At 61.8% G+C, this 23,967-nt stretch carries 28 protein-coding genes and 1 pseudogene; 16 read left to right on the top strand and 13 right to left on the bottom strand.

The annotated features are described in order from the left end of the window. Nucleotides 1–34 precede the first annotated feature (34 nt). A complete protein-coding gene (locus FAA86_RS13850; protein ID WP_136541486.1) occupies nucleotides 35–1,228 on the top strand; it encodes a GGDEF domain-containing protein in 1,194 nt (397 codons plus the stop codon). 45 nt (nucleotides 1,229–1,273) lie between these two features. Here the strand turns inward: FAA86_RS13850 and FAA86_RS13845 are convergent, their stop codons facing one another. Continuing rightward, the gene (locus FAA86_RS13845) at nucleotides 1,274–1,864 is read right to left on the bottom strand and encodes a TetR/AcrR family transcriptional regulator (RefSeq protein ID WP_246035075.1); all 591 of its coding nucleotides are present in this window, start codon (nucleotides 1,862–1,864) and stop codon (nucleotides 1,274–1,276) included. 79 nt (nucleotides 1,865–1,943) lie between these two features. Between FAA86_RS13845 and FAA86_RS13840 the strand changes: the two genes are divergently transcribed. Together FAA86_RS13840 and FAA86_RS13835 are read left to right on the top strand one after the other, a co-directional pair. After that, a complete protein-coding gene (locus FAA86_RS13840; RefSeq protein WP_136541482.1) occupies nucleotides 1,944–2,438 on the top strand; it encodes a cupin domain-containing protein in 495 nt (164 codons plus the stop codon). 211 nt (nucleotides 2,439–2,649) lie between these two features. After that, on the top strand, nucleotides 2,650–3,027 hold the full coding sequence (locus FAA86_RS13835; RefSeq protein ID WP_136541480.1) for a hypothetical protein: 378 nt from the start codon (nucleotides 2,650–2,652) through the stop codon (nucleotides 3,025–3,027). Nucleotides 3,028–3,110: 83 nt separating this feature from the next. Here the strand turns inward: FAA86_RS13835 and ilvC are convergent, their stop codons facing one another. Continuing rightward, nucleotides 3,111–4,130: a ketol-acid reductoisomerase gene (ilvC, locus tag FAA86_RS13830; RefSeq protein WP_136541478.1), complete on the bottom strand. Its 1,020-nt coding sequence runs from the start codon at nucleotides 4,128–4,130 to the stop codon at nucleotides 3,111–3,113. 23 nt (nucleotides 4,131–4,153) lie between these two features. Beyond that, entirely contained in the window at nucleotides 4,154–4,840 is a 687-nt protein-coding gene (locus FAA86_RS13825; RefSeq protein WP_136541476.1) for a TetR/AcrR family transcriptional regulator, read from the bottom strand. Nucleotides 4,841–5,274: 434 nt separating this feature from the next. Here FAA86_RS13825 and FAA86_RS13820 point away from each other — a divergent pair, with 434 nt between their 5' ends. The 4 genes from FAA86_RS13820 (at nucleotide 5,275) to FAA86_RS13805 (ending at nucleotide 6,572) form a co-directional block, all read left to right on the top strand. Then, nucleotides 5,275–5,514: a hypothetical protein gene (locus FAA86_RS13820; RefSeq protein ID WP_136538457.1), complete on the top strand. Its 240-nt coding sequence runs from the start codon at nucleotides 5,275–5,277 to the stop codon at nucleotides 5,512–5,514. Nucleotides 5,515–5,615: 101 nt separating this feature from the next. Further along, nucleotides 5,616–5,864 carry a hypothetical protein gene (locus FAA86_RS13815; protein ID WP_112241939.1) on the top strand — a complete coding sequence of 83 codons (249 nt, stop codon included), beginning with the start codon at nucleotides 5,616–5,618 and terminating at the stop codon, nucleotides 5,862–5,864. Nucleotides 5,865–5,968: 104 nt separating this feature from the next. Further along, nucleotides 5,969–6,217 (top strand): hypothetical protein, encoded by a 249-nt coding sequence (locus FAA86_RS13810; RefSeq protein ID WP_136541474.1) that lies wholly within the window; start codon nucleotides 5,969–5,971, stop codon nucleotides 6,215–6,217. 106 nt (nucleotides 6,218–6,323) lie between these two features. Further along, nucleotides 6,324–6,572, top strand: a complete 249-nt coding sequence (locus FAA86_RS13805) for a hypothetical protein (RefSeq protein WP_136541472.1) — start codon at nucleotides 6,324–6,326, stop codon at nucleotides 6,570–6,572. A gap of 71 nt (nucleotides 6,573–6,643) precedes the next feature. Here FAA86_RS13805 and FAA86_RS13800 read toward each other — a convergent pair whose 3' ends face one another. Further along, nucleotides 6,644–7,108 (bottom strand): Lrp/AsnC family transcriptional regulator, encoded by a 465-nt coding sequence (locus FAA86_RS13800; protein ID WP_136541470.1) that lies wholly within the window; start codon nucleotides 7,106–7,108, stop codon nucleotides 6,644–6,646. Nucleotides 7,109–7,273: 165 nt separating this feature from the next. Between FAA86_RS13800 and FAA86_RS13795 the strand changes: the two genes are divergently transcribed. Continuing rightward, nucleotides 7,274–7,987, top strand: a complete 714-nt coding sequence (locus FAA86_RS13795; protein WP_136541468.1) for an aspartate/glutamate racemase family protein — start codon at nucleotides 7,274–7,276, stop codon at nucleotides 7,985–7,987. A gap of 11 nt (nucleotides 7,988–7,998) precedes the next feature. On the opposite strand, the gene FAA86_RS13790 is transcribed toward FAA86_RS13795, so the two are convergent. Further along, nucleotides 7,999–8,751: a pyridoxine 5'-phosphate synthase gene (locus FAA86_RS13790; protein WP_136541466.1), complete on the bottom strand. Its 753-nt coding sequence runs from the start codon at nucleotides 8,749–8,751 to the stop codon at nucleotides 7,999–8,001. Between the two features lie 241 nt (nucleotides 8,752–8,992). On the opposite strand from FAA86_RS13790, the gene FAA86_RS13785 reads away from it, so the two are divergent. The 3 genes from FAA86_RS13785 to FAA86_RS13775 all read left to right on the top strand — a co-directional run bounded on the left by FAA86_RS13785 (nucleotide 8,993) and on the right by FAA86_RS13775 (nucleotide 11,455). Then, entirely contained in the window at nucleotides 8,993–9,973 is a 981-nt protein-coding gene (locus FAA86_RS13785) for a hypothetical protein (RefSeq protein ID WP_136541464.1), read from the top strand. A 177-nt stretch (nucleotides 9,974–10,150) separates the two neighbouring features. Next, complete coding sequence (locus tag FAA86_RS13780; RefSeq protein WP_136541462.1) at nucleotides 10,151–10,834, top strand: MerR family transcriptional regulator; 684 nt, start codon at nucleotides 10,151–10,153, stop codon at nucleotides 10,832–10,834. Nucleotides 10,835–10,942: 108 nt separating this feature from the next. Further along, the gene (locus FAA86_RS13775; protein WP_136541460.1) at nucleotides 10,943–11,455 is read left to right on the top strand and encodes a DUF4405 domain-containing protein; all 513 of its coding nucleotides are present in this window, start codon (nucleotides 10,943–10,945) and stop codon (nucleotides 11,453–11,455) included. A 15-nt stretch (nucleotides 11,456–11,470) separates the two neighbouring features. On the opposite strand, the gene FAA86_RS13770 is transcribed toward FAA86_RS13775, so the two are convergent. From FAA86_RS13770 to FAA86_RS13750, 5 genes are all read right to left on the bottom strand, one after another. Continuing rightward, nucleotides 11,471–12,601, bottom strand: a complete 1,131-nt coding sequence (locus FAA86_RS13770) for an ATP-dependent DNA helicase (protein WP_136541458.1) — start codon at nucleotides 12,599–12,601, stop codon at nucleotides 11,471–11,473. A 73-nt stretch (nucleotides 12,602–12,674) separates the two neighbouring features. Further along, nucleotides 12,675–13,049, bottom strand: coding sequence for a nitrile hydratase accessory protein (locus FAA86_RS13765; protein WP_136541456.1), 375 nt, complete (start codon nucleotides 13,047–13,049; stop codon nucleotides 12,675–12,677). Further along, nucleotides 13,036–13,695: a nitrile hydratase subunit beta gene (nthB, locus tag FAA86_RS13760; protein ID WP_136541454.1), complete on the bottom strand. Its 660-nt coding sequence runs from the start codon at nucleotides 13,693–13,695 to the stop codon at nucleotides 13,036–13,038. Before nthB ends, FAA86_RS13765 begins: the two co-directional genes overlap by 14 nt. Continuing rightward, nucleotides 13,692–14,348, bottom strand: a complete 657-nt coding sequence (gene nthA / locus FAA86_RS13755) for a nitrile hydratase subunit alpha (protein ID WP_136541452.1) — start codon at nucleotides 14,346–14,348, stop codon at nucleotides 13,692–13,694. The genes nthB and nthA overlap by 4 nt, the downstream gene beginning before the upstream one ends. Nucleotides 14,349–14,357: 9 nt before the next feature. Next, on the bottom strand, nucleotides 14,358–14,951 hold the full coding sequence (locus tag FAA86_RS13750; RefSeq protein ID WP_136541450.1) for a LysE family translocator: 594 nt from the start codon (nucleotides 14,949–14,951) through the stop codon (nucleotides 14,358–14,360). Between the two features lie 156 nt (nucleotides 14,952–15,107). Here FAA86_RS13750 and FAA86_RS13745 point away from each other — a divergent pair, with 156 nt between their 5' ends. Together FAA86_RS13745 and FAA86_RS25210 are read left to right on the top strand one after the other, a co-directional pair. Further along, nucleotides 15,108–15,953 (top strand): aldo/keto reductase, encoded by an 846-nt coding sequence (locus tag FAA86_RS13745; protein ID WP_136541448.1) that lies wholly within the window; start codon nucleotides 15,108–15,110, stop codon nucleotides 15,951–15,953. 165 nt (nucleotides 15,954–16,118) lie between these two features. Next, nucleotides 16,119–16,394 (top strand): annotated as a pseudogene (locus FAA86_RS25210) (metalloregulator ArsR/SmtB family transcription factor); the annotation flags it as partial. Nucleotides 16,395–16,714: 320 nt separating this feature from the next. On the opposite strand, the gene ilvN reads toward FAA86_RS25210, so the two are convergent. Further along, the gene (ilvN, locus tag FAA86_RS13735; protein WP_113460856.1) at nucleotides 16,715–17,287 is read right to left on the bottom strand and encodes an acetolactate synthase small subunit; all 573 of its coding nucleotides are present in this window, start codon (nucleotides 17,285–17,287) and stop codon (nucleotides 16,715–16,717) included. Nucleotides 17,288–17,304: 17 nt separating this feature from the next. Further along, a complete protein-coding gene (locus FAA86_RS13730) occupies nucleotides 17,305–19,062 on the bottom strand; it encodes an acetolactate synthase 3 large subunit (protein WP_377344426.1) in 1,758 nt (585 codons plus the stop codon). 365 nt (nucleotides 19,063–19,427) lie between these two features. Here FAA86_RS13730 and FAA86_RS13725 point away from each other — a divergent pair, with 365 nt between their 5' ends. Continuing rightward, nucleotides 19,428–21,545, top strand: a complete 2,118-nt coding sequence (locus tag FAA86_RS13725; RefSeq protein WP_136541446.1) for an ATP-binding protein — start codon at nucleotides 19,428–19,430, stop codon at nucleotides 21,543–21,545. 6 nt (nucleotides 21,546–21,551) lie between these two features. Here the strand turns inward: FAA86_RS13725 and miaA are convergent, their stop codons facing one another. Continuing rightward, nucleotides 21,552–22,466, bottom strand: a complete 915-nt coding sequence (miaA, locus tag FAA86_RS13720) for a tRNA (adenosine(37)-N6)-dimethylallyltransferase MiaA (protein ID WP_136541795.1) — start codon at nucleotides 22,464–22,466, stop codon at nucleotides 21,552–21,554. On the opposite strand from miaA, the gene serB reads away from it, so the two are divergent. Beyond that, complete coding sequence (gene serB / locus FAA86_RS13715) at nucleotides 22,465–23,355, top strand: phosphoserine phosphatase SerB (RefSeq protein WP_136541444.1); 891 nt, start codon at nucleotides 22,465–22,467, stop codon at nucleotides 23,353–23,355. The genes miaA and serB overlap by 2 nt on opposite strands. 5 nt (nucleotides 23,356–23,360) lie before the next feature. Further along, complete coding sequence (locus FAA86_RS13710) at nucleotides 23,361–23,933, top strand: GNAT family N-acetyltransferase (RefSeq protein WP_136541442.1); 573 nt, start codon at nucleotides 23,361–23,363, stop codon at nucleotides 23,931–23,933. Nucleotides 23,934–23,967 lie beyond the last annotated feature (34 nt).

The raw sequence follows: 23,967 nt of genomic DNA, 5'->3' as shown, positions 1-23,967 counted from the left end.
TGATTGAAGGCGAAATCAGCAAAGGACTCACTGCTTGCTCCTGCAAAAGCTCGCCCTGCCAATGATCGGCGCCGAAGACGAGACGGATCCGCCATGGGATCATCTGGGCGTCCTCTTCAGCATCACGCCACATCTCGTTGCAGCCGTCGCCATCCTGGCCGCGACCATACAGCCTTACGGCGCGGGAGAGTTTGGCAAAGTCGTGCTCGTTCTTCTGATCCTCTCGGCCCAGGTCGCGATCCGAGGCATCGGCGACTACATGTATCGGCACCGCTCGCCGGCGGATAAGCTGCAGCTCTGGCTTGCGCGCTTCTCCGTGATCTCGCTGCTCTCGGGTGTCGCTTGGGGGCTGGCGCTTGCCATTCTCTACGCAGACAGCCCCCCGGACACCCAGGTGGTCGCGCTGGCCATTGGCTGCGGCATTGTGCAGTCGGCCGCCGCCCGCGCCTATCTCGCACCTCGCTCGACTTTGCTGGTCATCATGACCGTGACGGCCTTCGTCAATGTCGCGGCGATCCGCGAGGGCAACTGGGTCATGGTGCCGATCTGCGTCGCCTATGTCGGCTTCCTCGCAAGCTACATGGTGCGGCTCATTACCCTCGACGAGAAACGCATCGCAGCCGAAAAGCGGACGCGTGTTCTCGTCGATGCTCTGGCAGAGAGCAACGAGAAGCTGACCGAGGCAAACGAGCAACTGCGCCGCCACGCCCGCACCGACGCGCTCACGGGCCTCGACAACCGACGCGGCTTCAACGAGGAGCTGACCCGCCGGCTAGACCTCGCTCACAAGGCAGACCGGCCTCTGGCGCTTCTCCTGATCGATGTCGATCACTTCAAACGCTTCAACGACACCCATGGCCATCAGGCGGGGGACCGATGTCTTCAAGTGGTGGCCGAACTCCTGCAATCCGCCATCAGGGGCCTCGATGCCACCGCCGCTCGCTATGGCGGCGAGGAATTCGCCCTCCTGCTTCAAGGATCCGAGGCGCCGGACGCGATCGACTTTGCCGACACGCTGAGGGCCCGGATTGCGCAATTGCTGGTGCCGGCCGAGGAGGGACGGGCGGCAAACCTCACCGTCAGCATCGGGGTCGCCGTGGCGCGTGCGGATGATGATGAGAACTCCATCGTCAGCCGAGCCGATCGCTATCTCTACGCAGCCAAGGAAGCGGGCCGCGACTGTGTCCGCGGCACCGAAACGCCGATGCGGGCCGACGTCAGCGCCTGACCGAAGCCCAGTCTCACAATGGTGGTTTCAGGCCGTCCGATCCGCTCAGGACTGCGGAACGGCAAGGCCGGCGAGCAGGGTCTTGGCAGCCCATAACGTTGTCTCCCGCGCATCGGCCGCATCCAATCCGCAGACGTCCTTGAGAACCACGATCGTCTCGATCCCGGTGAGCAGGGACAAAGCGTAGACCAGTTTCTTGAAATCTCCCGGCGGCAGATGCGGGCGCAAAGGCTCGAGCGTGTCGGTCAGCCATCCGATACGCCGCCCTCCCCGCTTGGCTGTCTCCTCTCCGGTCACCGTGCTGGCCAGCAAGGCGCGAAACATCGCCTCGTTGTCGATCACCATGTCGAAAATGCGCCCGACCAGCGATTGAACTTGAACGCCGACGGTCTCCGGACCCGCACCAGCCGGGGGCGGTTCGATCGTAATCGTATTGGCGACCGCGTCCAGCACGGCCTCCCGGATCATTTCCTCCGGCGCGGAGAAGTAGCGATAGGCCGTGGCGCGCGAAATGCCGGCATGATCTGCCACTTCCGCCACCGACGGCTGGCGCCCCCCTTCCGCAAGATCTCGGGCTGCACGCAACAGTTCCGTGCGCGTACGCCGCTTCTGGTTGATCCGTTCGAAACTTTTCACTTGACTGCTCATCATCACCTCATTATGAGACAACCATCTCATTAAGAGAGAATGTATCACAAAGGAGAAGGGATGCAACATGAATACGGAGACCATAACAGTATCGAATGAAACCGCCTCACCGGCAAAGACCGTGCACTTTCTTGGCAGCCTCTTGACCTTCCGCGCCCGCGCGGCAGAAACCGGCGGTCAGTTCACGATCGTCGAGTCATGCTCCGCACCGGGTGCAGGAGCGCCGCCGCACCATCAGGCCGACGCAGAAGCCTTCCTGGTGACCGAAGGCAGCTTCGAGTTCATGCTCGGCGAAACCTGGCGCCGTTGCGGCCCGGGCGAGTTTGTCTATGTCAGCCCCGGCATGGTCCATGCGTTCCGCAACCCGGCAAGCACGCCATCCAAGATGCTGATCATCAACCTGCCGGGCGGCCCCCATGAACACTTCTTCGAAGCGGTCGGAGAGCCGGTCGAAACCGAGACCACCATCTTCCCGCCGATGGGACAGCCGGATGTCGCGCACATCACCGCAGAAGCGGCACGCTTCGGCGTGACAATGCTGCCCCCGCCGGCGCATCACTGATCACCACCCGCTGGTGCCGAAGTCCCCGGGGGACGATCAGGGACTTCGGCAAGGAGCGAGTGGCCAACGTGGAGCGACTGAGGGACGGCGCTCCACCAAGGCCACGCACAGGCCCAAAGGCACCGCGATGGCGCCAGCATGTGCCGAGCCATGGCCTCACCACCTGTCGGCGTTTTGCAAGACAATCTCAAATCTAAGAAAGGTTCGCCTCATGCGCGGATTGGCATATTTCTGTTTCGTGTCGGCTGCAGCCTATGCGCTGGTCGGCATGGGTTTCGGCATCGTCATGGCCGCATCGCACGACCACACGCTGTCGACCGCCCACGCCCATCTCAATCTCTTGGGATGGGTGTCCATGGCCATCTACGGCCTGTTCTACCATACGGTTCCCGCCGCCGCTGAAACGCGCCTGGCGCGGATCCATGTCGTCGTCGCAACCCTTGGCCTCTGGATCATAATCCCGGGGATTGCAATGGCGGTCATGGGCATGTCGGAAGGACCGGCGGTCATCGGCTCCCTGCTGACCATCGTCGGCATGATCCTGTTTGCCGCGCGCGTTGCGACGATGAAGCGCTCCCTGGCGGTCTGATCGCCAGAGACGCGGAGGCCCGAAAAAGAGAAGGCCGGGAAGGTTTCCCCTCCCGGCCTCTGTTCATCCTCAGCGGATGACGATCAGTTGCGGTCCTTGTCGACCAGCTTGTTCTTGCCGATCCACGGCATCATGCCGCGCAGCTTGGCGCCGACTTCTTCGATCTGGTGGGCGTCGTTCATGCGGCGGATACCCTTGAAGCGGGCAGCACCGGCGCGGTATTCCTGCATCCAGTCCGAGGTGAACTTGCCGGTCTGGATGTCGTGCAGGACGCGCTTCATTTCAGCCTTGGTTTCAGCCGTGATGATGCGCGGACCAGTGACATATTCGCCCCACTCGGCCGTGTTCGAGATCGAGTAGTTCATGTTGGCGATGCCGCCTTCATAGATCAGGTCGACGATCAGCTTCACTTCGTGCAGGCACTCGAAATAGGCCATTTCCGGTGCGTAACCGGCTTCGACCAGGGTTTCGAAACCAGCGCGGATCAGCTCGACGAGACCGCCGCACAGAACGACCTGTTCGCCGAAGAGGTCGGTTTCGCACTCTTCCTTGAACGAGGTTTCGATGATGCCCGAACGGCCGCCGCCAACGCCACAGGCGTAGGAGAGAGCGAGTTCAAGCGCATTGCCCGAGGCATTGTGATGGATGGCCACGAGGCAGGGAACGCCGCCGCCCTTCTGGTATTCGCCGCGAACCGTGTGGCCCGGGCCCTTCGGCGCGATCATGACGACGTCGACGGACGACTTCGGCTCGATCAGGCCGAAATGAACGTTCAGGCCGTGAGCGAAAGCAATCGCTGCACCGTCGCGGATGTTCGGAGCGATATCGGCCTTGTAGATGTCGGCCTGGAGTTCGTCCGGGGTCGCCATCATCATCAGGTCGGCCCAGGCTGCAGCTTCGGCAACCGTCATGACCTTCAGGCCGTCGGCCTCTGCCTTCTTGATGGTCGGCGAACCGGCCTTGAGCGCGATGACGAGGTTCTGAGCGCCGCTGTCCTTGAGGTTCAGCGCATGCGCGCGGCCCTGGCTACCGTAACCGATGATGGCGACCTTCTTCGACTTGATCAGGTTCAAGTCGGCATCACGATCGTAATAAACGCGCATTGTAGTGTCCTTCCCTATGCTTGTCAGTTGTGGTGGATGTTGTTGATCGGCGAGCCGGAACGGGAGGCCCCGTCCAGTCCCGCCAGTACGCGGTCGGTGCCGTAGAGCGCGAGAAAGGCAGAGACAGCCTTTGCGGCGCGGGCACCAAATTTGTGGGTCTGCGGCGCCTCGCCGAGCAGCATGCGCACATGCAGATCGCTGACGATCAGACCATAGAGCGTCCGGTAAGCCTCTTCACCATCGCCGAAGCGCAGGAGGCCGTCGCGCTGACCGGCTTCGAGCAAGGCCCTCGCCCGCCGATCGATCTGGCGGCGGCCGCGCTCGAGAAGCAGCGTGCCAAGCTTGGATCCGTCACGGCTCGACTGGCCGATGGCCAGACGGTTGAGCGCAAGCGAGACGTCGCCTGCAAGCACTTCCAGCAAATCACGCGCGAAGATCTCGAGGTGGTCCGTCAGGCTGGCGACCGTCAGCCGCTCGCCGGGACGCTCGAAGGTGCGAACCTTGCTCGCCTGATAGGAGATCATCGCCGACAGGAGACCGTCGCGATCGCCGAACCACTTGTAGAGGCTCTCCTTGGAGCAGTTGGCGGCGCGAGCCAGGCCCGCTGTCGTGACCGCCTTGTCCCCGCCTTCCACCAGCAGACGGAGAGCCTCGGCCAGAACTGCATTCTGGCGTGGCGTGAATTCCGAGCTCTGATTGTCCATCGACATGGGCGCCTCCTGGTACCGTACGGTACGGTTCGGCTTCTTTATGTCCGGTGGAACCACCGAGGTCAAGTCCAGCGGCGCAGAAATTTGTGGCAACTGCCGTTTTGATGAGGCTGGATTTTGAGCAGCAGGATCGGCGTTGTGGCCGCCATACTCCCGTCCCCCACCCCCTCGGGCCCTCAAACGGCAGTCACAAAAGGGTGAAAGAAATAAAAAATAATCGTTGTATGTCATAGTTAAATGACGGCAAAAAGACAGCCTAACTCGCTGTTTTCATTCAATCATAATTTCAAGTGCCTCCCGTGATACCGGGTACTTTCACCGAACCAATCAGTTCGATTGTGCGCAAAGGGGTATTGTAATCCCAATCATCCTGCGCCAAATACAACTCATCGAACCAAGCAGTTCGATCCGCAAGGTTCTAAAGGTACATGCAAATGAAGACCATCGCAGCAGCACTCCTGACCACCATCGCAGCCGCTTCGGCCGCTTTCGCGATCGAGCCAATCCCGGGCTCCATCACCTATGGCGGTGCGCAGCCGAGGCTCGAACAGGCTCCCGCCGGTTCGAACTTCTTCCATACCTTCTACGCCAATGGATCTGAAGTCCATGAGATCTATCAGGTGAACGCAGACCGGACCGTCTCCCTCGTTTCCCGTTCCGTAGCGAACGACTGACGCGCCAGACGATCTGAGATCCCGGGTAGAACCCTACCCACATCCACAATCATGAGCTGAACACATCCGGTGTTGCTCTACCAAAGATAAGGAATACGACCATGAAGACCATCATCTCTGCAGCCCTCATCTCCCTCGCAGCCGGTTCTGCCGCTTTTGCCGCCGTCCAGCCGATCCCGGGCTCGATCACCTATGACAACGCCAATGTTCAGCTGGAAAAGGCACCTGCCGGTTCGACCTTCTTCCACACCTTCTCCAACGGTGACGGCCGTGACGTTCGCGAAGTCTACAAGGTCAATGCCGACAAGTCGGTGACCCTGGTCAACCGCACCGTCTCCAACGCTTCTTAATCAGCGCGCCTCCCAAAACGCAACTGAGACCTCCAGCGGCAGGCTCGGCCCCTCTCCACCGCCCCGAGCCGCCGCCACACACAACGCACAAAGGAATTAAGATCATGAAGACCATCATCTCTGCAGCCCTCATCTCTCTCGCAGCCGGCTCGGCCGCTTTTGCAGCCGTTGAGCCGATCCCGGGCTCGATCACCTATGACAACGCCAACGTCCAGCTCGAGAAGGCACCGGCCGGTTCGACCTTCTTCCACACCTTCTCCAACGGTGACGGCCGTGACGTCCGCGAAGTCTACAAGGTCAACGCCGACAAGACGGTGACCCTCGTCAACCGCACTGTCTCCAACGCTTCGTAATCAACGCGCCTCTAAAGGACGCACCCTTCGGCGGCCGGCTCGGTTCCCCTCTCCCCCTTCCCCCAACCAGGCCGCCGCCACCCCAACCCTTGAAAGGAATACGATCATGAAGACCATCATCTCTGCAGCCCTCATCTCCCTCGCAGCCGGCTCGGCCGCTTTTGCAGCCGTCCAGCCGATCCCGGGCTCGATCACGTATGACAACGCAAACGTCCAGCTGGAAAAGGCACCTGCCGGTTCGACCTTCTTCCACACCTTTGCCAACGGTGACGGCCGTGACGTTCGCGAAGTCTACAAGGTGAACGCCGACAAGTCGGTGACCCTCGTCAACCGCACCATCTCCAACGCTTCCTGATCCAAGGGTGCGTGATGGGCCTCGGGGCTTCGGCCCCGGGGCTTTTTTTGTCTTCAGGTCCTGATCGGATCTTACTCTGCGTAATCCACCGGGACGGCAAAGCCCTGCTTCAACGTCTCCATCGAAATGGAGGCGGATACATCGAAGAGTTCGACGCGTTTGACGAGCCTGCGATAGACGACATCGTAGTGTTCGACCCGGGGCAGGACGACCTTCAGGATATAGTCGTAGTGCCCGGTCAGCCGATGCGCCTCGACGATCTCCGGGATATCGCTGATCGCCCGGCGAAACTCCTCGATCCAGTCATCGGCGTGATGCGCCGTCTTCACCAGCGCATAGACGGTTGTCGGGACACCGCTCTTTTCCCGATCGAGCACCACGATCCGGCGAGCGATGTAGCCGCTCTCTTCGAGCTTCTGAATGCGCCGGGAGCAGGCAGAAATCGAAAGCGACACCTTCTCGGCAATGTCGGTCACGGGCGTTGCGGCATCCCGCTGAAGGATGTCGAGAATCTTCCTGTCCCTGTCGTCAATCACGCGATCAAATCCCGCTCGTCCTTCCCTAAGCGCAAAAATAGCGCGTCCAATGACACTAAAGCCGAAGTCGAGCTACGGCAATGAGCGAAATCTGCGCGCGAAACGCAAACACAGCGCGATCGCTCTGCGTCATTCTTTCCCCATTGAAAACACGAGGGGCAAGACATGCGCACGATTGGTTTGATTGGTGGAATGAGTTTCGAGAGTTCTGCGGTCTATTACCGCCAGATCAACGAGACCGTGCGGGCGAAGCTCGGCGGCCTCGCCTCTGCCGAAGTCATCATGCACTCGGTCAATTTCGAAGAGATTGTCGCCTTGCAGAAGGCAGGCCGCTGGGATCAGGCAGCCGACCGTCTGGCACGCGCCGCCGAAGGCCTGGAGCGCGCCGGCGCCGACTGCATCCTCATCGGCACCAACACCATGCATCTGGTGGCCGATGAGGTCGCAGCCCGCGTCTCGATCCCTCTGATCAACATCATCGACGAAACCGCTACCAGCCTGATCAGGAACGGCGCCCGCCGCCCGCTGCTGCTCGCGACACGCTACACCATGGAGCACGGCTTTTACGCCAAGCGCATGGCAAGCCACGGCGTGGACGTCATGGTTCCCGATGCGGACGGTCGCACCGCGACCCATGACATCATTTTCGACGAGCTCTGCGCCGGCAGCATCAAGGACTGCTCGCGGGAGAAACTGCTCGCCATCATCGAAAAGGCACGTAGCGAGGGCGCCGACAGCGTCATTCTCGGATGCACCGAGATCTGCCTGATTTTGGATCCGGCCAAGCTGCCGCTTCCCGGCTACGACTCGACGACCATTCACGCCGATGCAGCCGTCGCCTTCGCGCTCGAAGGCATGAGCGGGAGAAAAGCGGCCTGACGCTCAGCGCGTCAGATCGCCTGTCCGCAGGCGCGGCAGAAGCGGCGCACGGTCTCGGCCATGCCATATTCCAGCGCATCGGCCGTCAACCCGTGGCCAATCGAGACCTCGGCGAGATAGGGAATGCGCTTCACCAGAAGCGGCAGGTTGGCGACCGTCAGGTCGTGCCCGGCATTGACGGCAACGCCCTCCGAACGCGCCGCATCGGCCGTCAACCCGAGCAGTTCGACCTGTCGTGCAGCCTCCTGCGGATCGTCGTAGCAACCCCCATAAGGACCGGTATAGAGCTCGACACGCTCGGCACCGGTCGCCTTGGCAAGCGCCATCGCCCCGGCCTTCCCGTCGCCGTCCACGAAGAGCGACACGCGCATGCCTTTCCCCCGCAGGCGCGAGACCACGCCTTTCAGAAAATCCTGATGCCGTTCGAGATCCCAGCCATGATCCGAGGTCGCCTGAGCCGGGTCGTCGGGCACGAGCGTCACCTGCTCCGGCTCCGTTGCTTCGCAAAGCGCCAGGAAGTCCTCGCTCGGATATCCCTCGATATTGAACTCGGCCGCCGGAAACTCGTCGTCGATCAGCGCCCGCAGCACCGGCAGATCGCTGAAGCGGATATGCCGCTGGTCTGGCCGCGGATGCACCGTCAGCCCGCTCGCTCCCGCCTTCAGGGCAATCCGACCGAGATCGGCCACATCAGGCCAGGGAAGGTCCCGACGGTTGCGAAGCATGGCGATGGCGTTGAGGTTGACGGAGAGCTTGGCAGGCATGGCGGCATTGTCCGGCTATGAAGATGGTGCGGCATCCTTACGGCATCGCGGAACCGAAGGCCAACGAGAATCGCAAATGATCTGATGCGCGAAATTGATGCATGGCAACGGCCAATACCCCCTAGACTTTGGGGTATTGACCGGATGGCCCCATCCTTTAGTCAGAGTGCCAATTGTGACGGAACGCACACGACGCGACATCATCGCGCAGAGGCGTCAACCGAAACGGTCTGGAGCAACCATGTCGACGGCAGCCAGGATCGATGGCGCAGAAGTCTCTGACGCTCTTCAGCGCGTGCTGACGAGCCGGACCTTCGCGCGGTCCGAGCGTTTGCGCTCCTTTCTGAAATTCATCGTCGAGATGGAGCAGCTTGGCCTGTCCCATCAGCTGAAAGGCTACACGATCGGCATCGACGTCTTCAGTCGCGATACCGGGTTCGATCCCGGCACGGATCCGCTGGTCCGCGTTCAGGCGGGCAAGCTGCGCAAACTGTTGCACCAGTTTTATGCATCCGAGGGCCGCGACGAAACCTTGCGGATCAGCATTCCCCTGGGCGGCTACGTGCCGGTCTACGAGCGGATGGCCGAGGACGGGCTGGTGCCGGCAAACGGCAGCGGGCTCGACTTGATCGAGGCGCATTTTGCCGATGGGGCCGACCACTGGACGCTCTCGGGCGCAAAGTCCCTGCCGCGCCTGTTCATCCGCAAACCGGCACCGGACGACCAGCTGGCCTCAATCTTCATCAATGCCATGCGCCTGTGGAATTCACGCCTCTGGGCCGTCAGCTTTGCCGGTCCGGAGGAGCGCATCCATTTCGAGGGCGGCGCGCCCCACCCGCTGCAGTTCGAGCTGAAGGCCGAGGGGGGCCCGACGGGGCTTCGCCTGCAACTGCGCCACCTCAGATCAAACCGCGAAATCCCGCTCTCCCCGAGTGTCTTCGAAACCTCGGGCGACAGCCTCGAGATCGGTGCCATTGCCAACCAGTTCGCCGGTGCAAACCTGACCATCCCGGGGTCCATCTATCGCTTCTGCCACAAGAACGAATTGTCGACCGGTCAGATGCAATGCCTCGACGCGACCTATCGCTATACACTCGAGGGCACTGACGCCGCTTACCTTGTCGCGCGGCGCTCCCAGCAGCAATGGGCGGGGCTTGGCTCGAGTGGCGAAATCATCACCGAGATGAGCAAGCTCATCGCACGATCTTCCCTTCTGCGTTGAACCCCACGCCCCTCTCGCCGCGTAACGCCGCAACGCCGAAAGTTATTTCACCGATGTCGAATATACTGTAGCCTCGGGGCTGGCGGAGATTCGGAAATCGGGGAGAACGGCAAAACCAGAAAGAGCGGCAAATCATCGGCTTTCGCAGACGCGTCGAAACTGAGCATGGAGGGGACCATGTCGAACGGACTATACCATCTGCAACCGATTACCAGTCCATCAGAGCCTTCCGGAAAGCCGATATACTTTCCCGAAATCGCCCTGACCCGGACACCACCCAGGGAGCCCGTGGCCATCGCGGATATGGCCGAGTTTTTCGGGGTGACCCACAGGACTTTGCATTTCTACGAAGAGAAGGGCCTGATCACCGCCCAGCGGTTTGGCCTCATGCGCGTCTATGGGCGCAGCGAAGTGACCCGCATGGCGCTCATCAATGTCTGCCGCGAAGTCGGCATGTCGGTCTCCGTCATCCAGGATCTCTTCGACACCCTGTCAACCGCGACCTCGCAGAGCGAAGCCAACCTTATGTTCGAAGAGGCCCTGATCGCCCGGCGACGGGAGCTGGCGGCCAACCTCTCCACCGTTCACAGGCAGTTGCAGCAACTCAACATCCTCCTGGAGCACGAAGAGACTAATCCCGGCCGTGGCCCGCAAAGCAAGGGACCTAGCCTTGACGACATGGAGACACGCTGCCTGCAACTGATGGCAGAAGGCTACACGTCGATGCGGATCGGCCGCACGCTGGAGCTCAAGGCCGACGAAGTCGCATCCCTCGAGGCGAGCATTGCAGGTAAGCTCGGCGCCCAGAACCGGTTTCAGGCCGTGGCCAAGGCCGTTCTCCTGGGCATGGTGGCGAACTGAAGCTCGGGTTAAAGCCTTGAGCATCGTCAAAAATGGAGGAAGTTTAACGGGACAGTGACGGGCGGCGACGCTAGGAGCGGATAAGACCACCAGGATGAGGCCGCCCTCATGCCTACGCTTCTCTCGCGCTATGCCACGCCCTTCACGACCGGGCTGTTTCTCGTTTCGTTGATTTCCGGCATCGCGCTCTTCTTTCACTATGGGACGGCCGCCTTTCGCGGAATGCATGAATGGTTGAGCGTGGTGCTCATCCTGCCTTTCCTGCTGCATGTCTGGAGAAACTGGCGCCCCTTCCTCGCCTATTTCAAGCGGCTGCCCATGGCGCTGTCGCTCGCGGCCTGTCTGATCGCCGGTCTCGTCTTCGCCTGGCCTGCCATCACGGGGTCGGCGAGCGGTGCAGGTGGCAACCCGGCCTTTGCCATGATCAATGTCGTGGCCGCCGGAACGCCCAGCCAAGTGGCACCGCTTCTGGGCAAGACGGACATAGATCTTGTGAGTGCGCTGAAGCAGGCCGGGTTCACGGCCGCCGAGGCCACCAAGCCGCTGTCGCAGATCGCGACCGACTCCGGCAAGAACACGATGGAATTGATGGCAACGCTATCCGCCCAGAAGGCGAAATGAGCAGATCGCTAACGCTCACCTGACGATGGTGAGCGTCTCCGCCGCACGGGTGACGGCGGTATAGAGCCAGCGCTCGCGCGTATCGCGAAACGCCCAGCTCTCGTCGAACAACACGACGTCGTTCCACTGCGAGCCTTGAGCCTTGTGCACGGTCAGCGCATAGCCGTAGTCGAACTCGTCGTAACGCTTGCGCGTCGACCAGGGGATCTCGGTCTCGATGTCCTCGAAGGCGGCCTTCAAAAGCTTGATCTTCGCCGCGCCGCGATCCATGTCGTCGTCTTCGGGCTTGATCAGCAGGTTGATGCCGGGCTTCACCGTTTCGCGCGACGAGGTCATCACTTGCCAGAGCGAGCCGTTGAGCAGGCCCTTCACCTGATCGTTCCTGAGGCACACCAGCTTGTCGCCGGCCTGCGGATAATCGACGGTAAAGCCCTTCAACTCGCGCAGCCGCATGTTGTAGCGCCGCCTGGTCTTGTTCGTCCCGACGAGCACCTGATCGGCACCGAGCACCAGGTCCTGCGTCACCTCGTTCTTCGAGATCACGCGCGCGGTTGAGCCGTAATCGCCATACATGATCTCCTTGCCCTCGCGCATATGCATCGCGAGCTGGATGATCGGGTTGTCGCGCGCCTGGCGATGGATCTCGGTGAGCAGGTAGTCCGGCTCCTGGTCGGTGAAGAAGCCGCCGCCGGAAACCGGTGGCAACTGGCCGGGATCGCCGAGCACCAGGATCGGCGTGCCGAAGCTCATCAGGTCGCGGCCGAGCGCCTCGTCGACCATCGAGCATTCGTCGATGACAATGAGTGCCGCTTTGGCGACCGGGCTCTGGCGGTTGATCGAGAACATCGGCGCAATCGAGGTCTTGCCGGTTTCCTCGTCCTCCACCGCCTCTTCACCGCGCGGGCGGTAGATCAGCGAATGAATGGTCTTGGCGTTGGAGGCCCCGCGCGAGCGCAAGACCTGCGCCGCCTTGCCGGTGAAGGCCGCAAACAGCACATCGCCGTCGACATGTTCGGCAAAGTGCTTGGCCAGCGTCGTCTTGCCCGTACCCGCATAGCCGAACAGCCGGAAGACGGGGGATTTCCCCTCCTTCAGCCATTTCGAAACGGCCTTGAGGGCCTCGTCTTGCTGGGGCGCGAATTGCATGGCCTAGGTCATGCGCGGATTCGTAGGCCTGATGCAAGGCCAAAGCCGGGGAAATCAGAACAAATCGTGGACATCAGTCCCTGAGCGGGTCGTTTGAAAGCTCGATGGGCGCACCATGCGGCGTCGCTTCCGCCGCCCGCTGCCAGCTTTCCCGCAACGTCTCGACGGCGTCGCGATCGGCAAGCCCCTTGCGTTCCAGAAGCCCCGCCAGGGCTGCGACCCAGGCATCGAAATAGTCGGATCCATCCACCGCCCGCTCCGGCCGATGTACTTCGGCAGACAGGCTCTCCGCCCATTCCGCCCAGCTGAACACCCCGCGTGCATGCAGATGCACGGTCATGGCGAAGGCCTGCGCCTGCCAGGGTTCGGCGAAAACGGGCGCCCCTTCGGGCGAGCGCGGCAAGCCCGGCGATGCCGTAAGATCGATCACCGTATCACACGCGCTCAAGATAGCTCTCCCAGGCGTCGATCGAGACGGTCAGCGTCGGGTCGGCACCCTCGCCCCAGATCTCGTCTCCGGTGAAAACGACCGTGTAAACCCATTGCGGGTTTTCACCTCGCCCATGGGCATTGTCGTCTGGAAAGACGAAGCCGCCTTGGACGGCCTCCACGACACCCGTCTTCGCCCGGGCATAGCGGGGCAGCCGTGTATGGCCGGTCGGATGGAAATTCTTCGTCCGCACCCTGTCGTCGACGGCAAACTTCGGTTCGGTCTCGACGGGACGGTCGCAAGGCCCGCCACGGGCCAGCACGCCTTCGACCATGTCTGCCGTCAACACCCGTTTCGGCGCGTGTCCCTGCTCCAGGTGCCGGCCCTGTGCCAACTCCGCGGCGGTGGCAAAGCCATGCCGCTCAAGCAGCATGTCGATACCGCGGATCCAGACCTCGTAATAGCTTGCCGCCAGATAGCTGGCCGGCGGAATATTCTCGCGCGCATGCCGGCTCTCGTCGATCGACCAGGCGCCGAAAGCGCCGCAGGAGAGCGTGATCCCGAGCGCCCGCTTTTCCCAGTCGGCATGAAAGTAGGGTTCGTCTTTTTCCGGTGCGACCGGACCGAAGCCCATCTGCCCGCCGAGATCATGCGGCCCGTTCATCGCGAACCCTTCGGTGGGAGCGCGAGACCCGTGCCGATCATCGAATCGCGCGTCACGAGATTGGCAAGCGCCTCCTCGTCCATCCCCTCGGTTCCGGCGGGCCGCAGCGGCACGACGAGATAACGCAGCTCCGCCGTAGAATCCCAGACGCGGATCCGCATCTCATCCGGCAGGCTGACCCCGAATTCGGCGAGCACGCCGCGCGGATCGATCACCGCCCGCGAGCGATAGGCCGGCGCCTTGTACCAGACCGGCGGGAGCCCAAGCACCGACCAAGGGTAACAGGAGCACAGTGTGCAGACGACGAGATTGTGCGTCTCCGGCGTATTGAAAACGGCGCGCATATGCTCGCCCTGCCGGCCGGTATAGCCGAGGCTGGCGATCGCTTCCGTCGCATCGCGCCTCAGCCAGTCGGCGAATGCGGGATCGGCCCAGGCCTTGGCCACGACCCGCGCGCCGTTTCTTGGGCCCACCTTCGTCTCGTAAGTCTCGACGATCGCATCGATCGCTTCAGGATCGATCAAGCCCTTTTCGGTCAGCAGTGTTTCCAGCGCCTTCACCCGCGCCTGCATGTCCGAATACTGGTTGTCGTGGTGGTGATCATGGCCATGATGATGGTGATGATCGTCGTGGTCGTGATGATGGCCGGACATCGCGCATTCCTATTTCAGCATGGGCCAGAGGCTGAGCACGAGCAGCACAGCCATGGTGATATTGAACCATTTGAGCCGGACCGGCACCGCCAGCCACTCCCTGAGCGCCGAGCCGAACCCGGCCCAGGTCGAGACACTCGGCACGTTCACCGCCGCAAAGACCAGCGCGACGATCGCCACCGTCAAAGCATATTGCTCAGGGTTAGGATAGACCGCCATGGCCGTCACCGCCATGACCCAGGCCTTCGGATTGACCCATTGGAAGGCGGCAGCCCCCAGAAACGTCATCGGTCGCGCCTTCGCCTCCCCCTCGCCCATCGAGCGAGACGAACCGATCTTCCAGGCGATCCATAGGAGATAGAGTCCGCCCGCGACCTTGAGCACGATGAAGGCTGGCGGATAGGCATGCAGCACGGCGCCAAGGCCCATGCCGACGCCGATCAGGAGCGAGAGGAAGCCGGCACCGATGCCGAGCATATGCGGCACCGTCCGCCGGAAGCCGAAATTCACGCCCGATGCGAAGAGCATCATGTTGTTCGGCCCCGGCGTGATCGAGGTCGCAAAGGCAAAGAGGACGAGCGCGAAAAGCGTATCGGCCGACATGGATGTTTCTCCCGAATTTTTATGTCAGCCTAGCTGTCCTTTGGACCGATGCCATCCGCATTCTTGTTACGGTGACACGAAGGCCACAGCGCTTTGTCCTTGCCTCGCGGGACCGCCTCGCTATCCTTCGCGCATCCCGCCTTAAGGAGGATCACCATGCATGACGCCATCCCCACTGTCACTCTGCCGGGCGGCCAGGAGATCCCGACACTCGGCTTCGGCACCTGGATGATGGGGGAAACGAGATCCGAGGCCAAGGCGGAAGTCGATGTCGTCAGGCTGGCGCTCGATCTCGGCATGACGGTGATTGACACGGCTGAGATGTATGGGGATGGCGGCGCCGAACGCATAGTCGGCGAAGCGCTGAAGGATCGACGCGAAGACGCCTTTCTCGTCTCCAAGGTCCTGCCCTGGAATGCGAGCTACGATGGCACGATCAAGGCCTGCCATGCCAGCCTCGACCGGCTCGGGACCGACCATCTCGATCTCTATCTCCTGCACTGGCGCGGTGAGCACCCACTCGAAGACACGGTCGCGGCGATGGAAGAACTGAAAGCGGCCGGTAGGATTGGCGCCTGGGGCGTCTCGAATTTCGACCTTGACGACATGGAGGAGCTGTTCTCTGTGGCCGATGGCGAGAATTGCGCCGTCAATCAGGTCCTCTACAATCTCTCCCGCCGCGGCATCGAATTCGACCTCCTGCCCTGGTGCCAGGAGCATGGCATCCCGATCATGGCCTACTCCCCGATCGAGCAGGGCCGTATCCTGCACCATCCCGAACTCATTCACATCGCTCAGGCCTATCAGGCGACCCCGGCACAGGTTGCCCTTGCCTTCCTGCTGGAGCGTGACGGGGTGATCCCGATCCCGAAGACCTCGAACCTGCGCCGTCTGCCGGAAAACCGCGACTCGGTCGATCTCGACATCTCCGACGAGGACTGGGCCCGCCTCGACGCGGCCTTCCCGCCCCCGTCGCGGAAAATGCCGCTGGCGATGCTGTAGAGGCCAGAGAAGGCCGGGCGGCTCCCGATCCTGCCCATGCACCGCAAAATCGCGATCTATCCACAGGCCCTGCATTTCCAGCACTTTACCGCAGCCTCTCAGGAAATTAGGAGATTGCCTAACTGGAAAATTGCGGTGTGAAAACCGCAGGCTGAGGGGCATGACATGGCAAAGCGCGGAAAGACCGAAGTTCATCCGGCAATGGACAAGATCTCGTCCCGCGTCTTCCACGCGCTCGCTTCCGATCCGCGACGGATGATGCTGGTGCATCTGTCGCAATCGACTCTGACCGCCGGCGAGATCGCTGCGCGCTTCGACATGGCCAAGCCCTCGATTTCCCAGCATCTCTCGATCCTGGAAAACGCCGAACTGATCGAGGGCGAGAAGAAGGGCCAGTACATCCACTACAGCCTGAGACCCGCAGCCCTGCGCCATGCGCTGACCGCCATGCTGACCACGACCGAAGTCGAGGGTCAAACCATGGAGACCATGGCCGCTGAAGAACCGGCAGCCAAGACAAAGAAGGCCCCGAAGAAGAAGACGGATCCGGCAGAAACCGAAGCATCCATCCAGACACCTCAAAAAGCATCGAAGGCCGAAAAACCCGTCAAGGAAAAGCCGAAAAAGGCGGAAGTCGACCTGCCCCCTGCACCCCAGCAGATGGGCCTCCTTGACCTCCTCGGCATGAACTGAAACAGCGGACAACAAAAAAAGGGCGACCAACGGGCCGCCCTTCTGCATTTCGGGTATTCCCGAATTCCTTACATGCCCTGCGGGCCGCGGTTCATCGCGGCGATGCCGGTGCGGCAGATCTCGTTGAGGCCGAGCGGCTTCATGATCGAGACGAACTGGTCGATCTTTGAGGACTTGCCGGTGATCTCGAAAATGAAATGGTCGACGGTCGCATCGACAACCTTGGCGTGGAAAGCATCGGCGAGACGCAAGGTCTCGGCGCGCATCTCGCCGGTCGAAACCACCTTCACCAACGCCACCTCCCGCTCGATCGGGCGCTCCTGTCCCAGTTCGCGGGCCCGAACGGTCAGATCCAGCACGCGATGCACCGGCACGATGCGCTCGAGCTGCGCCTTGATCTGTTCGAGAACGGTCGGCGTCCCACGGGTCACGATGGTGATGCGGGACAGATGCGCCTCGTGCTCGGTCTCGGAAACCGTGAGGCTTTCGATGTTGTAGCCGCGACCGGAAAACAGGCCGATGACGCGGGCAAGAACGCCCGGCTCGTTGTCGACGAGAACCGAAAGCGTGTGGCTTTCGATCGTGGCGGTTTCTTTGGCGATGAAATAGGCCGAGCCGGTCGGCTGAAGATGTGCGTTCATGGTCTTGTTCCTCCCGGTCAGACGAGCTGACGGCCCTTGGCATCGATGGCATTGGCGACCGCTTCATCCGTCGCCTCGTCCGGCAGCAGCATCTCGTTATGCGCCTTGCCCGACGGAATCATCGGGAAGCAGTTGGCGAGATTGGCCACGCGGCAGTCAAAGATCACGGGCTTCTTCACGTCGATCATCTCCTGGATCGCACCATCGAGATCATCGGGCTTTTCGCAACGAATGCCGACGGCGCCATAGGCTTCGGCCAGCTTGACGAAGTCAGGCATGGCTTCCGTGTAGGAGTTCGACAGACGGTTGCCGTGCAGGAGCTGCTGCCACTGGCGGACCATGCCCATGTACTGGTTGTTCAGGATGAAGATCTTGATCGGTGCTTCATACTGGATGGCGGCCGACATTTCCTGGATGCACATCTGGATCGAGGCATCGCCCGCGATGTCGATGACGAGGCTCTCCGGATGGGCGATCTGCACACCGAGTGCTGCCGGCAACCCGTAACCCATGGTGCCGAGGCCACCCGAGGTCATCCAGCGGTTCGGCTGCTCGAAGCCGTAATACTGAGCGGCCCACATCTGGTGCTGGCCGACTTCGGTCGTGATGTAGGTGTCGCGATCCTTGGTGAGCTCATAGAGCCGCTGCAAGGCGTATTGCGGCATGATCACGTCCTTCGACGGCGTATAGGCGAAGGAGTTGCGGGCGCGCCACTTGGCGATGGTTGAATTCCACTCAGCCGTCTGCGACGCCTCGGGCTTCTTCGGCAGGGCGCGCCAGGCACGGACCATGTCTTCGAGAACCCGGCCGACATCGCCGGTGATCGGCACGTCGACACGGACATTCTTGTTGATCGACGACGGATCGATGTCGATGTGGATCTTCTTGGAATTCGGCGAGAACGCGTTGAGACGGCCGGTGATGCGGTCGTCGAAGCGCGCGCCGATGCAGACCATGACGTCACAGTCATGCATCGCCATATTGGCTTCGTAAGAACCATGCATGCCGAGCATGCCGAGCCAGTTCTTGCCCGAGGCTGGATAGCAGCCGAGGCCCATCAGCGTCGAGGTGATCGGGAAGTCGGTGAGACCAACCAATTCGCGCAAGAGCTTGGTGGCTTCCGGACCGGAGTTGATGACGCCACCGCCGGAATAGATGATCGGGCGGCGAGCAGACGCCATCAGCTCGACGGCGGCCTGGATCGCGCGGGCGTCACCCGTGACCTTCGGCTGGTAGCTCTTCAGCGCCTTATGCGCATCCGGCGGCGTATAGGTGCCGGTGGCGAACTGAATGTCCTTCGGGATATCGACGAGGACAGGGCCCGGACGGCCCGTCTGGGCAATGCGGAAGGCTTCATGGATGATCGAGGCCAGTTGGTTGACGTCCTTGACCAGCCAGTTGTGCTTGGTGCAGGGGCGCGTGATGCCGACGGTGTCGCATTCCTGGAAGGCGTCCGACCCGATCAGCGAGGTCGGAACCTGGCCGGAAATGCAGACGAGCGGCACGCTGTCCATCAGCGCATCCTGAAGCGGCGTCACCGCATTGGTGGCACCGGGACCTGACGTAACCAGCATGACACCGACCTTGCCCGTCGAGCGGGCATAACCTTCGGCAGCGTGGCCCGCACCCTGTTCATGGCGCACGAGGATGTGCTGGATGTCGTCCTGCTGGAAGATCTCGTCATAGATCGGAAGCACGGCCCCACCGGGATAGCCGAAGATGTGTTCGACACCGTTATCCTTGAGCGCGCGCAGGACGATCTCGGCGCCAGTCATCTGATTGTCTTTACCCGTCATGCTGTGTTTCCATCTGCCTTCTTGGTTTTGGGGCTGATAACCCGGTTCAGGGCATAAAAAAAGGCCCCTTGAGGAGCCTGTCATCTAGCGCATGGGTGGCTATCGCCGGATGGTTACACCATCCTGCCCATGCGCCTTCCCACCACGATAAGTGCAACCGAGTTTTTCATGGGCCGAAGTGTTAGCCAGAAAGCCCCCGAGCGTCAACGCATCATTTGCAAATTTTTGCCTTGCAGCACGAAAGTTTGTTGCGCCGAGTTCGATCACATCTCGCCATCGGCCTAATGAATTACACGAAATTTTAAGCGCTGCCGCCTAAGCTTGCGCCAGCAGGGAGAGTGCACTTGTTGAACGATGATCTTCACAAGTCCGGCGATGCCGGAGAACAAGACCGCCGCGATGGCATGCGGCCTGGGAACCGGATGCTGGGGCGCGTCGTCGCCTGCAACGGCTCGCGCGCGACTATTTCTGCCGTTGCGGCCGACGGCGGAACCGACCTCACCGAACTCTGGTCCGTCGGCCGGCTGATCTCGATCAGCGTCGGCAAGAACCGGGTCGTGGCACTCGCCTATTCCATGCAGACGGAAGGCAAGGACTGGGGCGAAGGCGCCGACAACCAGTTCCTGATCGAGGTCGAGCTTCTCGGCGAGGTCTATGTCCAGCAGGACGGCAAGGAAGTCTTCTCCACCGGCATCTCACGCTATCCTTATCTCGGCGCGATCGCCCACCGCATCCGCGCCGCAGACCTGCTGCGCATCTACGACACGCTGCTCGGAGACACCGCCGTCATCGGCAAGCTCACCCAGGACGAGTCGATCGACGCCACGATCCACATTCCTTCGATGCTGTCGAAGCACTTCGCCGTCGTCGGCTCGACCGGCGTCGGCAAGTCGACCGCCGTCTCGCTGCTCCTGCGCAAGGCGATCGAGAGCGATCCGAAGCTGCGCATCCTGATCCTCGACCCGCATAACGAATTCGCGGCCGCCTTCCCCGAACTGGCCGTCGTCATCGACACGGATACGCTTGACCTGCCCTTCTGGCTGATGCGCCTCGACGAGTTCGCGGAGGTTCTCTTCCGTGGGCGTCCTCCCGTGCCGGAGGAGCTCGACATCCTGCGCGACCTCATGCCGGAAGCAAAACGCGCCTTCCGCGGTAATGAGAGCGCCCTGATGCGCCGCATGGCCGACAAGAGCTCGATGACCGCCGACACTCCGGTGCCCTACCGCATCGCCGACCTGCTTGCGCTCATCGACGAACGCATCGGCCGTCTCGAAGGCCGCGGCGAAAAGCCGTTCCTGCGGTCACTGAAGATGCGCATCATGTCCGCGGTCAACGACCCGCGCTACCACTTCATGTTCTCCAACAACACGATCAGCGACACGATCATGGAGACGATCGCGCATATCTTCCGCATTCCGGGAGACGACCGCCCGATCTCCACGTTCCAGCTGGCCGGCATTCCCTCGGAAGTCGTCAATTCCGTCGCCTCTGTTCTCTGCCGCATGGCATTCGAACTGGCGCTCTGGTCGAATGGCGCGATCCATATGCTTGTCGTCTGCGAAGAGGCGCACCGCTACGTGCCCGCCGATCCGACGCTCGGTTTCTTCCCGACCCGTCAGGCCATTGCGCGCATCGCCAAGGAAGGCCGTAAATACGGCGTGTCGCTCGGCGTCATCACCCAGCGACCTGGCGAGCTCGACCAGACCATCCTCTCGCAGTGCTCGACGCTCTTTGCCATGCGCCTTGCCAATGACCGCGACCAGGAGATCATCCGCTCGGCGATCCCCGACAGCTCGATCTCGACGACCAGCTTCATCTCCTCGATCGGCAATGGTGAGGCGATCGCCTTTGGCGAGGCCATCGCCGTGCCGATGCGCATGCGCTTCAGCCGCGTCGAGGAACGCCAGCTGCCGAAGGCCAATGGCGTGAACGCCAAATACACCGAGGACACACCCGATACCGTCGACCTGCGCACGATCGTCAGCCGTATGCGGGCCATCGCCGGGCCGGATATCTCGGCCTTCCAGCAGGCCTTCGACAGCAGTTTCGGCGGCGGCCACGTGCCGAACGCACCGGATGGCATCTATGACGACGAGGAGTTCGACGACGAGGATCAATACGATGATCCCCGCGCGGCTTTCATGAGCCGCCCGGCGGCTCCTCCGCCACAGCCCATGCCGTCGTTCCAACAGGCCCCTCGCCCGAGCTACGAGCCGCCGATCCAACGCCAGACGCTTGCGGCATCCGAGACGCCGGCCATCGAGCCCTACCGACCGGACATGCTGCCGCGCGCCGGTGCGGACGAAGTCCTGCGTCCCCGCCCCGAGACTCCGGCTCCGGCCTATGCCGCAGAGCCGCCGCCGCCGGCCTTCGGCTCTCAACCGCTCCGCCGCGAAGGCGGCTCATCACTACGCGAAAGCATCCTGAAGAAGCCGCTTTCGAGCCTCTACAAGCGGGACTAAAGCCGATTACTCGATCCGGAATGTCGCCGGATCGACCCGCTGCCAGCGGTCATCCATCTGATTGCGGAACCAGGTCATCTGCCGCTTGGCATATTGCCGCGTTGCCGCTGACGCGCGCTCGATCGCATCTTCCCCACTGATGCGACCGGCAAGCATTTCGGTAATTTGCGAAACACCGATCGCCTTCATGGCCGGCATCTCCGGCGGCAGCCGAAGCGCCAGGATGGCCTCCACCTCCTCGATCGCGCCTTCGTCCATCATCGCTTCGAACCGACGGTTGATCCGCTCATGAAGCACCTTGCGATCCGGCAAGACAACAAGCTTCAACGCACGATCCGGATCGACGAGAACCGGCCCGGACTGCTTCTGAAAATCGCCGATCGATCGCCCTGTCGCGCGAAAGACCTCCAGCGCCCGAACGATGCGTTGCCCATCGCCTGGATTGAGCCGCCCGGCCATGAGCGCGTCGACTTGCGCAAGCTCCTCATGCAGCGCGAGCGCTCCCTCTGTCTCCAGCCGATGACGCAGCTCGGCGCGCAAGGCATCCGGCACGGCAGGCATGTCCGACAATCCACCCGTCAAGGCCTTGAAGTATAGTCCCGTCCCGCCGACGACGACCGGCAAGCGCCCCTCGCTGCGCAAGCGAACGAGCAGCATCTCGACCTCTCGCAGCCAGTCACCTGTCGAATAGCTCTGACCGGCGGGGACATGGCCGTAGAGCTCATGGGGAACGCCCTCCATCTCTTCGACACTCGGGCGCGCCGTGAGCACCCGCAACGTGTCGTAGACCTGCATGCTATCGGCATTGATCACCACGCCTGCGTGGCGCTTGGCGAAAGCGAGAGCGAGCGCGGACTTGCCGCTGGCCGTCGGCCCGGTTATCAGGATCGCGTCGTTGTTCATGCTAGGATCTTCCATCATGGCCTTGGTTGCCACGCTTGTCGCCAATCCGTCAAACCCTGTTCTGACCCCGGCGCTCGCCGAGAAGGCTGCAGACGCAGTGGCATCCTCACGTCTGTACTGGCTCGCCGACGGCATTGCCTGTGACATCCCGCTCCTCGACCATGCCGATCCGGTCGAGGCAGAGCGCCTGTTGCGCGAAGCCATCGCCGGCCATCCGGTTGATGTCGCCGTGCAGAATGCAGAGACGCGACGCAAGTCCTTCCTGATCGCCGACATGGATTCGACGATGATCGGCCAGGAATGCATCGATGAACTGGCCGCCGAAGTCGGGCTGAAAGACAAGGTTTCTCAGATCACGGCACGCGCCATGAACGGCGAGATCGCCTTTGAACCGGCGCTTCGCGAGCGCGTCGCCTTGCTGAAGGGCCTGCCGATCACCGTGGTCGACGAGGTGATCGAGAAGCGCATCACGCTCACCCCGGGCGGCCGCGAACTGATCGCGACGATGAAGGCCAGAGGCGGCTATGCGGCCCTCGTCTCCGGCGGCTTCACCGTCTTCACGGCCCCGATCGCAAGCCGGCTCGGCTTCGATGAAAACCGCGCCAATATCCTGATCGAAGAGAATGGCATCCTGACCGGGGAAGTGGCCGAACCCATCCTCGGCAAGCAGGCCAAGGTGGATTCTCTGCTCGACATCGCCGGCAAGCTCGGCATTTCGCCTGATGATGTGATCGCCGTCGGGGACGGTGCCAACGATCTCGGCATGCTGAGCATCGCCGGCTCCGGCGTTGCCCTGCATGCAAAACCGGCTGTAGCAGCAGAAGCCAAGATCCGCATCGATCATGGAGACCTGACTGCCCTGCTCTATCTCCAGGGTTACCGAAAGACCGATTTCGTCACCGGCTGAGACCAATGATCATTGTCGAAACCGAGCGGCTTGTCCTTCGCAACTGGCAGGAAGGCGACCGCGATCTGTTCTATGAGATCAACCGCGATGAGAAGGTGATGACCTTCTTCCCGCTGCGCCGCAGCCATGCCGAATGCGATCTGCTCTTTGCGCGCAACCGCGACGCAATCACGGAGACGGGCTTGGGCTTCTACGCTCTGGCGGATCGCGACACCGACGAGGCCTACGGCTTCTGCGGCCTGTCGAAGGTTGACCTGCCGGGCATTCTTCCGGAAGGCGCAGTGGAAATCGGCTGGCGCCTGGCCACTCGCTACTGGGGCAATGGATATGTCACCGAAGCTGGCAAACGCCTGCTCCTATACGGCCATGATGACTTGGGCTTGCGCGACATCTACGCCTTTGCCGTCCATGACAACATCCGGTCCACCGCTGTCATGCGCCGCCTTGAGATGCAGTATCTGCAAGGACAAGACTTCGATCATCCGAATGTCCCCGACACGCATCCGCACCTGAAGAGACATGTTCTCTTCCGCTCGACAGGCGATATTCGGCCAACCGCAACAAAGCAACACGACTAATTTACGCAGACTTAAAATGTAGTGGCTATAAATT

Origin of the sequence: Rhizobium rosettiformans W3, from assembly GCF_004912135.1 — a bacterium.
GTDB classification, from domain to species: domain Bacteria; phylum Pseudomonadota; class Alphaproteobacteria; order Rhizobiales; family Rhizobiaceae; genus Allorhizobium; species Allorhizobium rosettiformans.
This window is presented reverse-complemented; position numbering and strand designations above follow the sequence as displayed.

Coding starts and splice junctions, on each gene's coding strand:
- FAA86_RS13840 (WP_136541482.1), top strand. CDS start 1,944: ATGAATACGGAGACCATAACAGTATCGAATGAAACCGCCTCACCGGCA.
- FAA86_RS13835 (WP_136541480.1), top strand. CDS start 2,650: ATGCGCGGATTGGCATATTTCTGTTTCGTGTCGGCTGCAGCCTATGCG.
- ilvC (WP_136541478.1), bottom strand. CDS start 4,130: ATGCGCGTTTATTACGATCGTGATGCCGACTTGAACCTGATCAAGTCG.
- FAA86_RS13825 (WP_136541476.1), bottom strand. CDS start 4,840: ATGTCGATGGACAATCAGAGCTCGGAATTCACGCCACGCCAGAATGCA.
- FAA86_RS13820 (WP_136538457.1), top strand. CDS start 5,275: ATGAAGACCATCGCAGCAGCACTCCTGACCACCATCGCAGCCGCTTCG.
- FAA86_RS13815 (WP_112241939.1), top strand. CDS start 5,616: ATGAAGACCATCATCTCTGCAGCCCTCATCTCCCTCGCAGCCGGTTCT.
- FAA86_RS13810 (WP_136541474.1), top strand. CDS start 5,969: ATGAAGACCATCATCTCTGCAGCCCTCATCTCTCTCGCAGCCGGCTCG.
- FAA86_RS13805 (WP_136541472.1), top strand. CDS start 6,324: ATGAAGACCATCATCTCTGCAGCCCTCATCTCCCTCGCAGCCGGCTCG.
- FAA86_RS13795 (WP_136541468.1), top strand. CDS start 7,274: ATGCGCACGATTGGTTTGATTGGTGGAATGAGTTTCGAGAGTTCTGCG.
- FAA86_RS13790 (WP_136541466.1), bottom strand. CDS start 8,751: ATGCCTGCCAAGCTCTCCGTCAACCTCAACGCCATCGCCATGCTTCGC.
- FAA86_RS13785 (WP_136541464.1), top strand. CDS start 8,993: ATGTCGACGGCAGCCAGGATCGATGGCGCAGAAGTCTCTGACGCTCTT.
- FAA86_RS13780 (WP_136541462.1), top strand. CDS start 10,151: ATGTCGAACGGACTATACCATCTGCAACCGATTACCAGTCCATCAGAG.
- FAA86_RS13775 (WP_136541460.1), top strand. CDS start 10,943: ATGCCTACGCTTCTCTCGCGCTATGCCACGCCCTTCACGACCGGGCTG.
- FAA86_RS13770 (WP_136541458.1), bottom strand. CDS start 12,601: ATGCAATTCGCGCCCCAGCAAGACGAGGCCCTCAAGGCCGTTTCGAAA.
- nthB (WP_136541454.1), bottom strand. CDS start 13,695: ATGAACGGGCCGCATGATCTCGGCGGGCAGATGGGCTTCGGTCCGGTC.
- nthA (WP_136541452.1), bottom strand. CDS start 14,348: ATGTCCGGCCATCATCACGACCACGACGATCATCACCATCATCATGGC.
- FAA86_RS13750 (WP_136541450.1), bottom strand. CDS start 14,951: ATGTCGGCCGATACGCTTTTCGCGCTCGTCCTCTTTGCCTTTGCGACC.
- FAA86_RS13745 (WP_136541448.1), top strand. CDS start 15,108: ATGCATGACGCCATCCCCACTGTCACTCTGCCGGGCGGCCAGGAGATC.
- ilvN (WP_113460856.1), bottom strand. CDS start 17,287: ATGAACGCACATCTTCAGCCGACCGGCTCGGCCTATTTCATCGCCAAA.
- FAA86_RS13730 (WP_377344426.1), bottom strand. CDS start 19,062: ATGACTGGCGCCGAGATCGTCCTGCGCGCGCTCAAGGATAACGGTGTC.
- serB (WP_136541444.1), top strand. CDS start 22,465: ATGGCCTTGGTTGCCACGCTTGTCGCCAATCCGTCAAACCCTGTTCTG.
- miaA (WP_136541795.1), bottom strand. CDS start 22,466: ATGATGGAAGATCCTAGCATGAACAACGACGCGATCCTGATAACCGGG.
- FAA86_RS13710 (WP_136541442.1), top strand. CDS start 23,361: ATGATCATTGTCGAAACCGAGCGGCTTGTCCTTCGCAACTGGCAGGAA.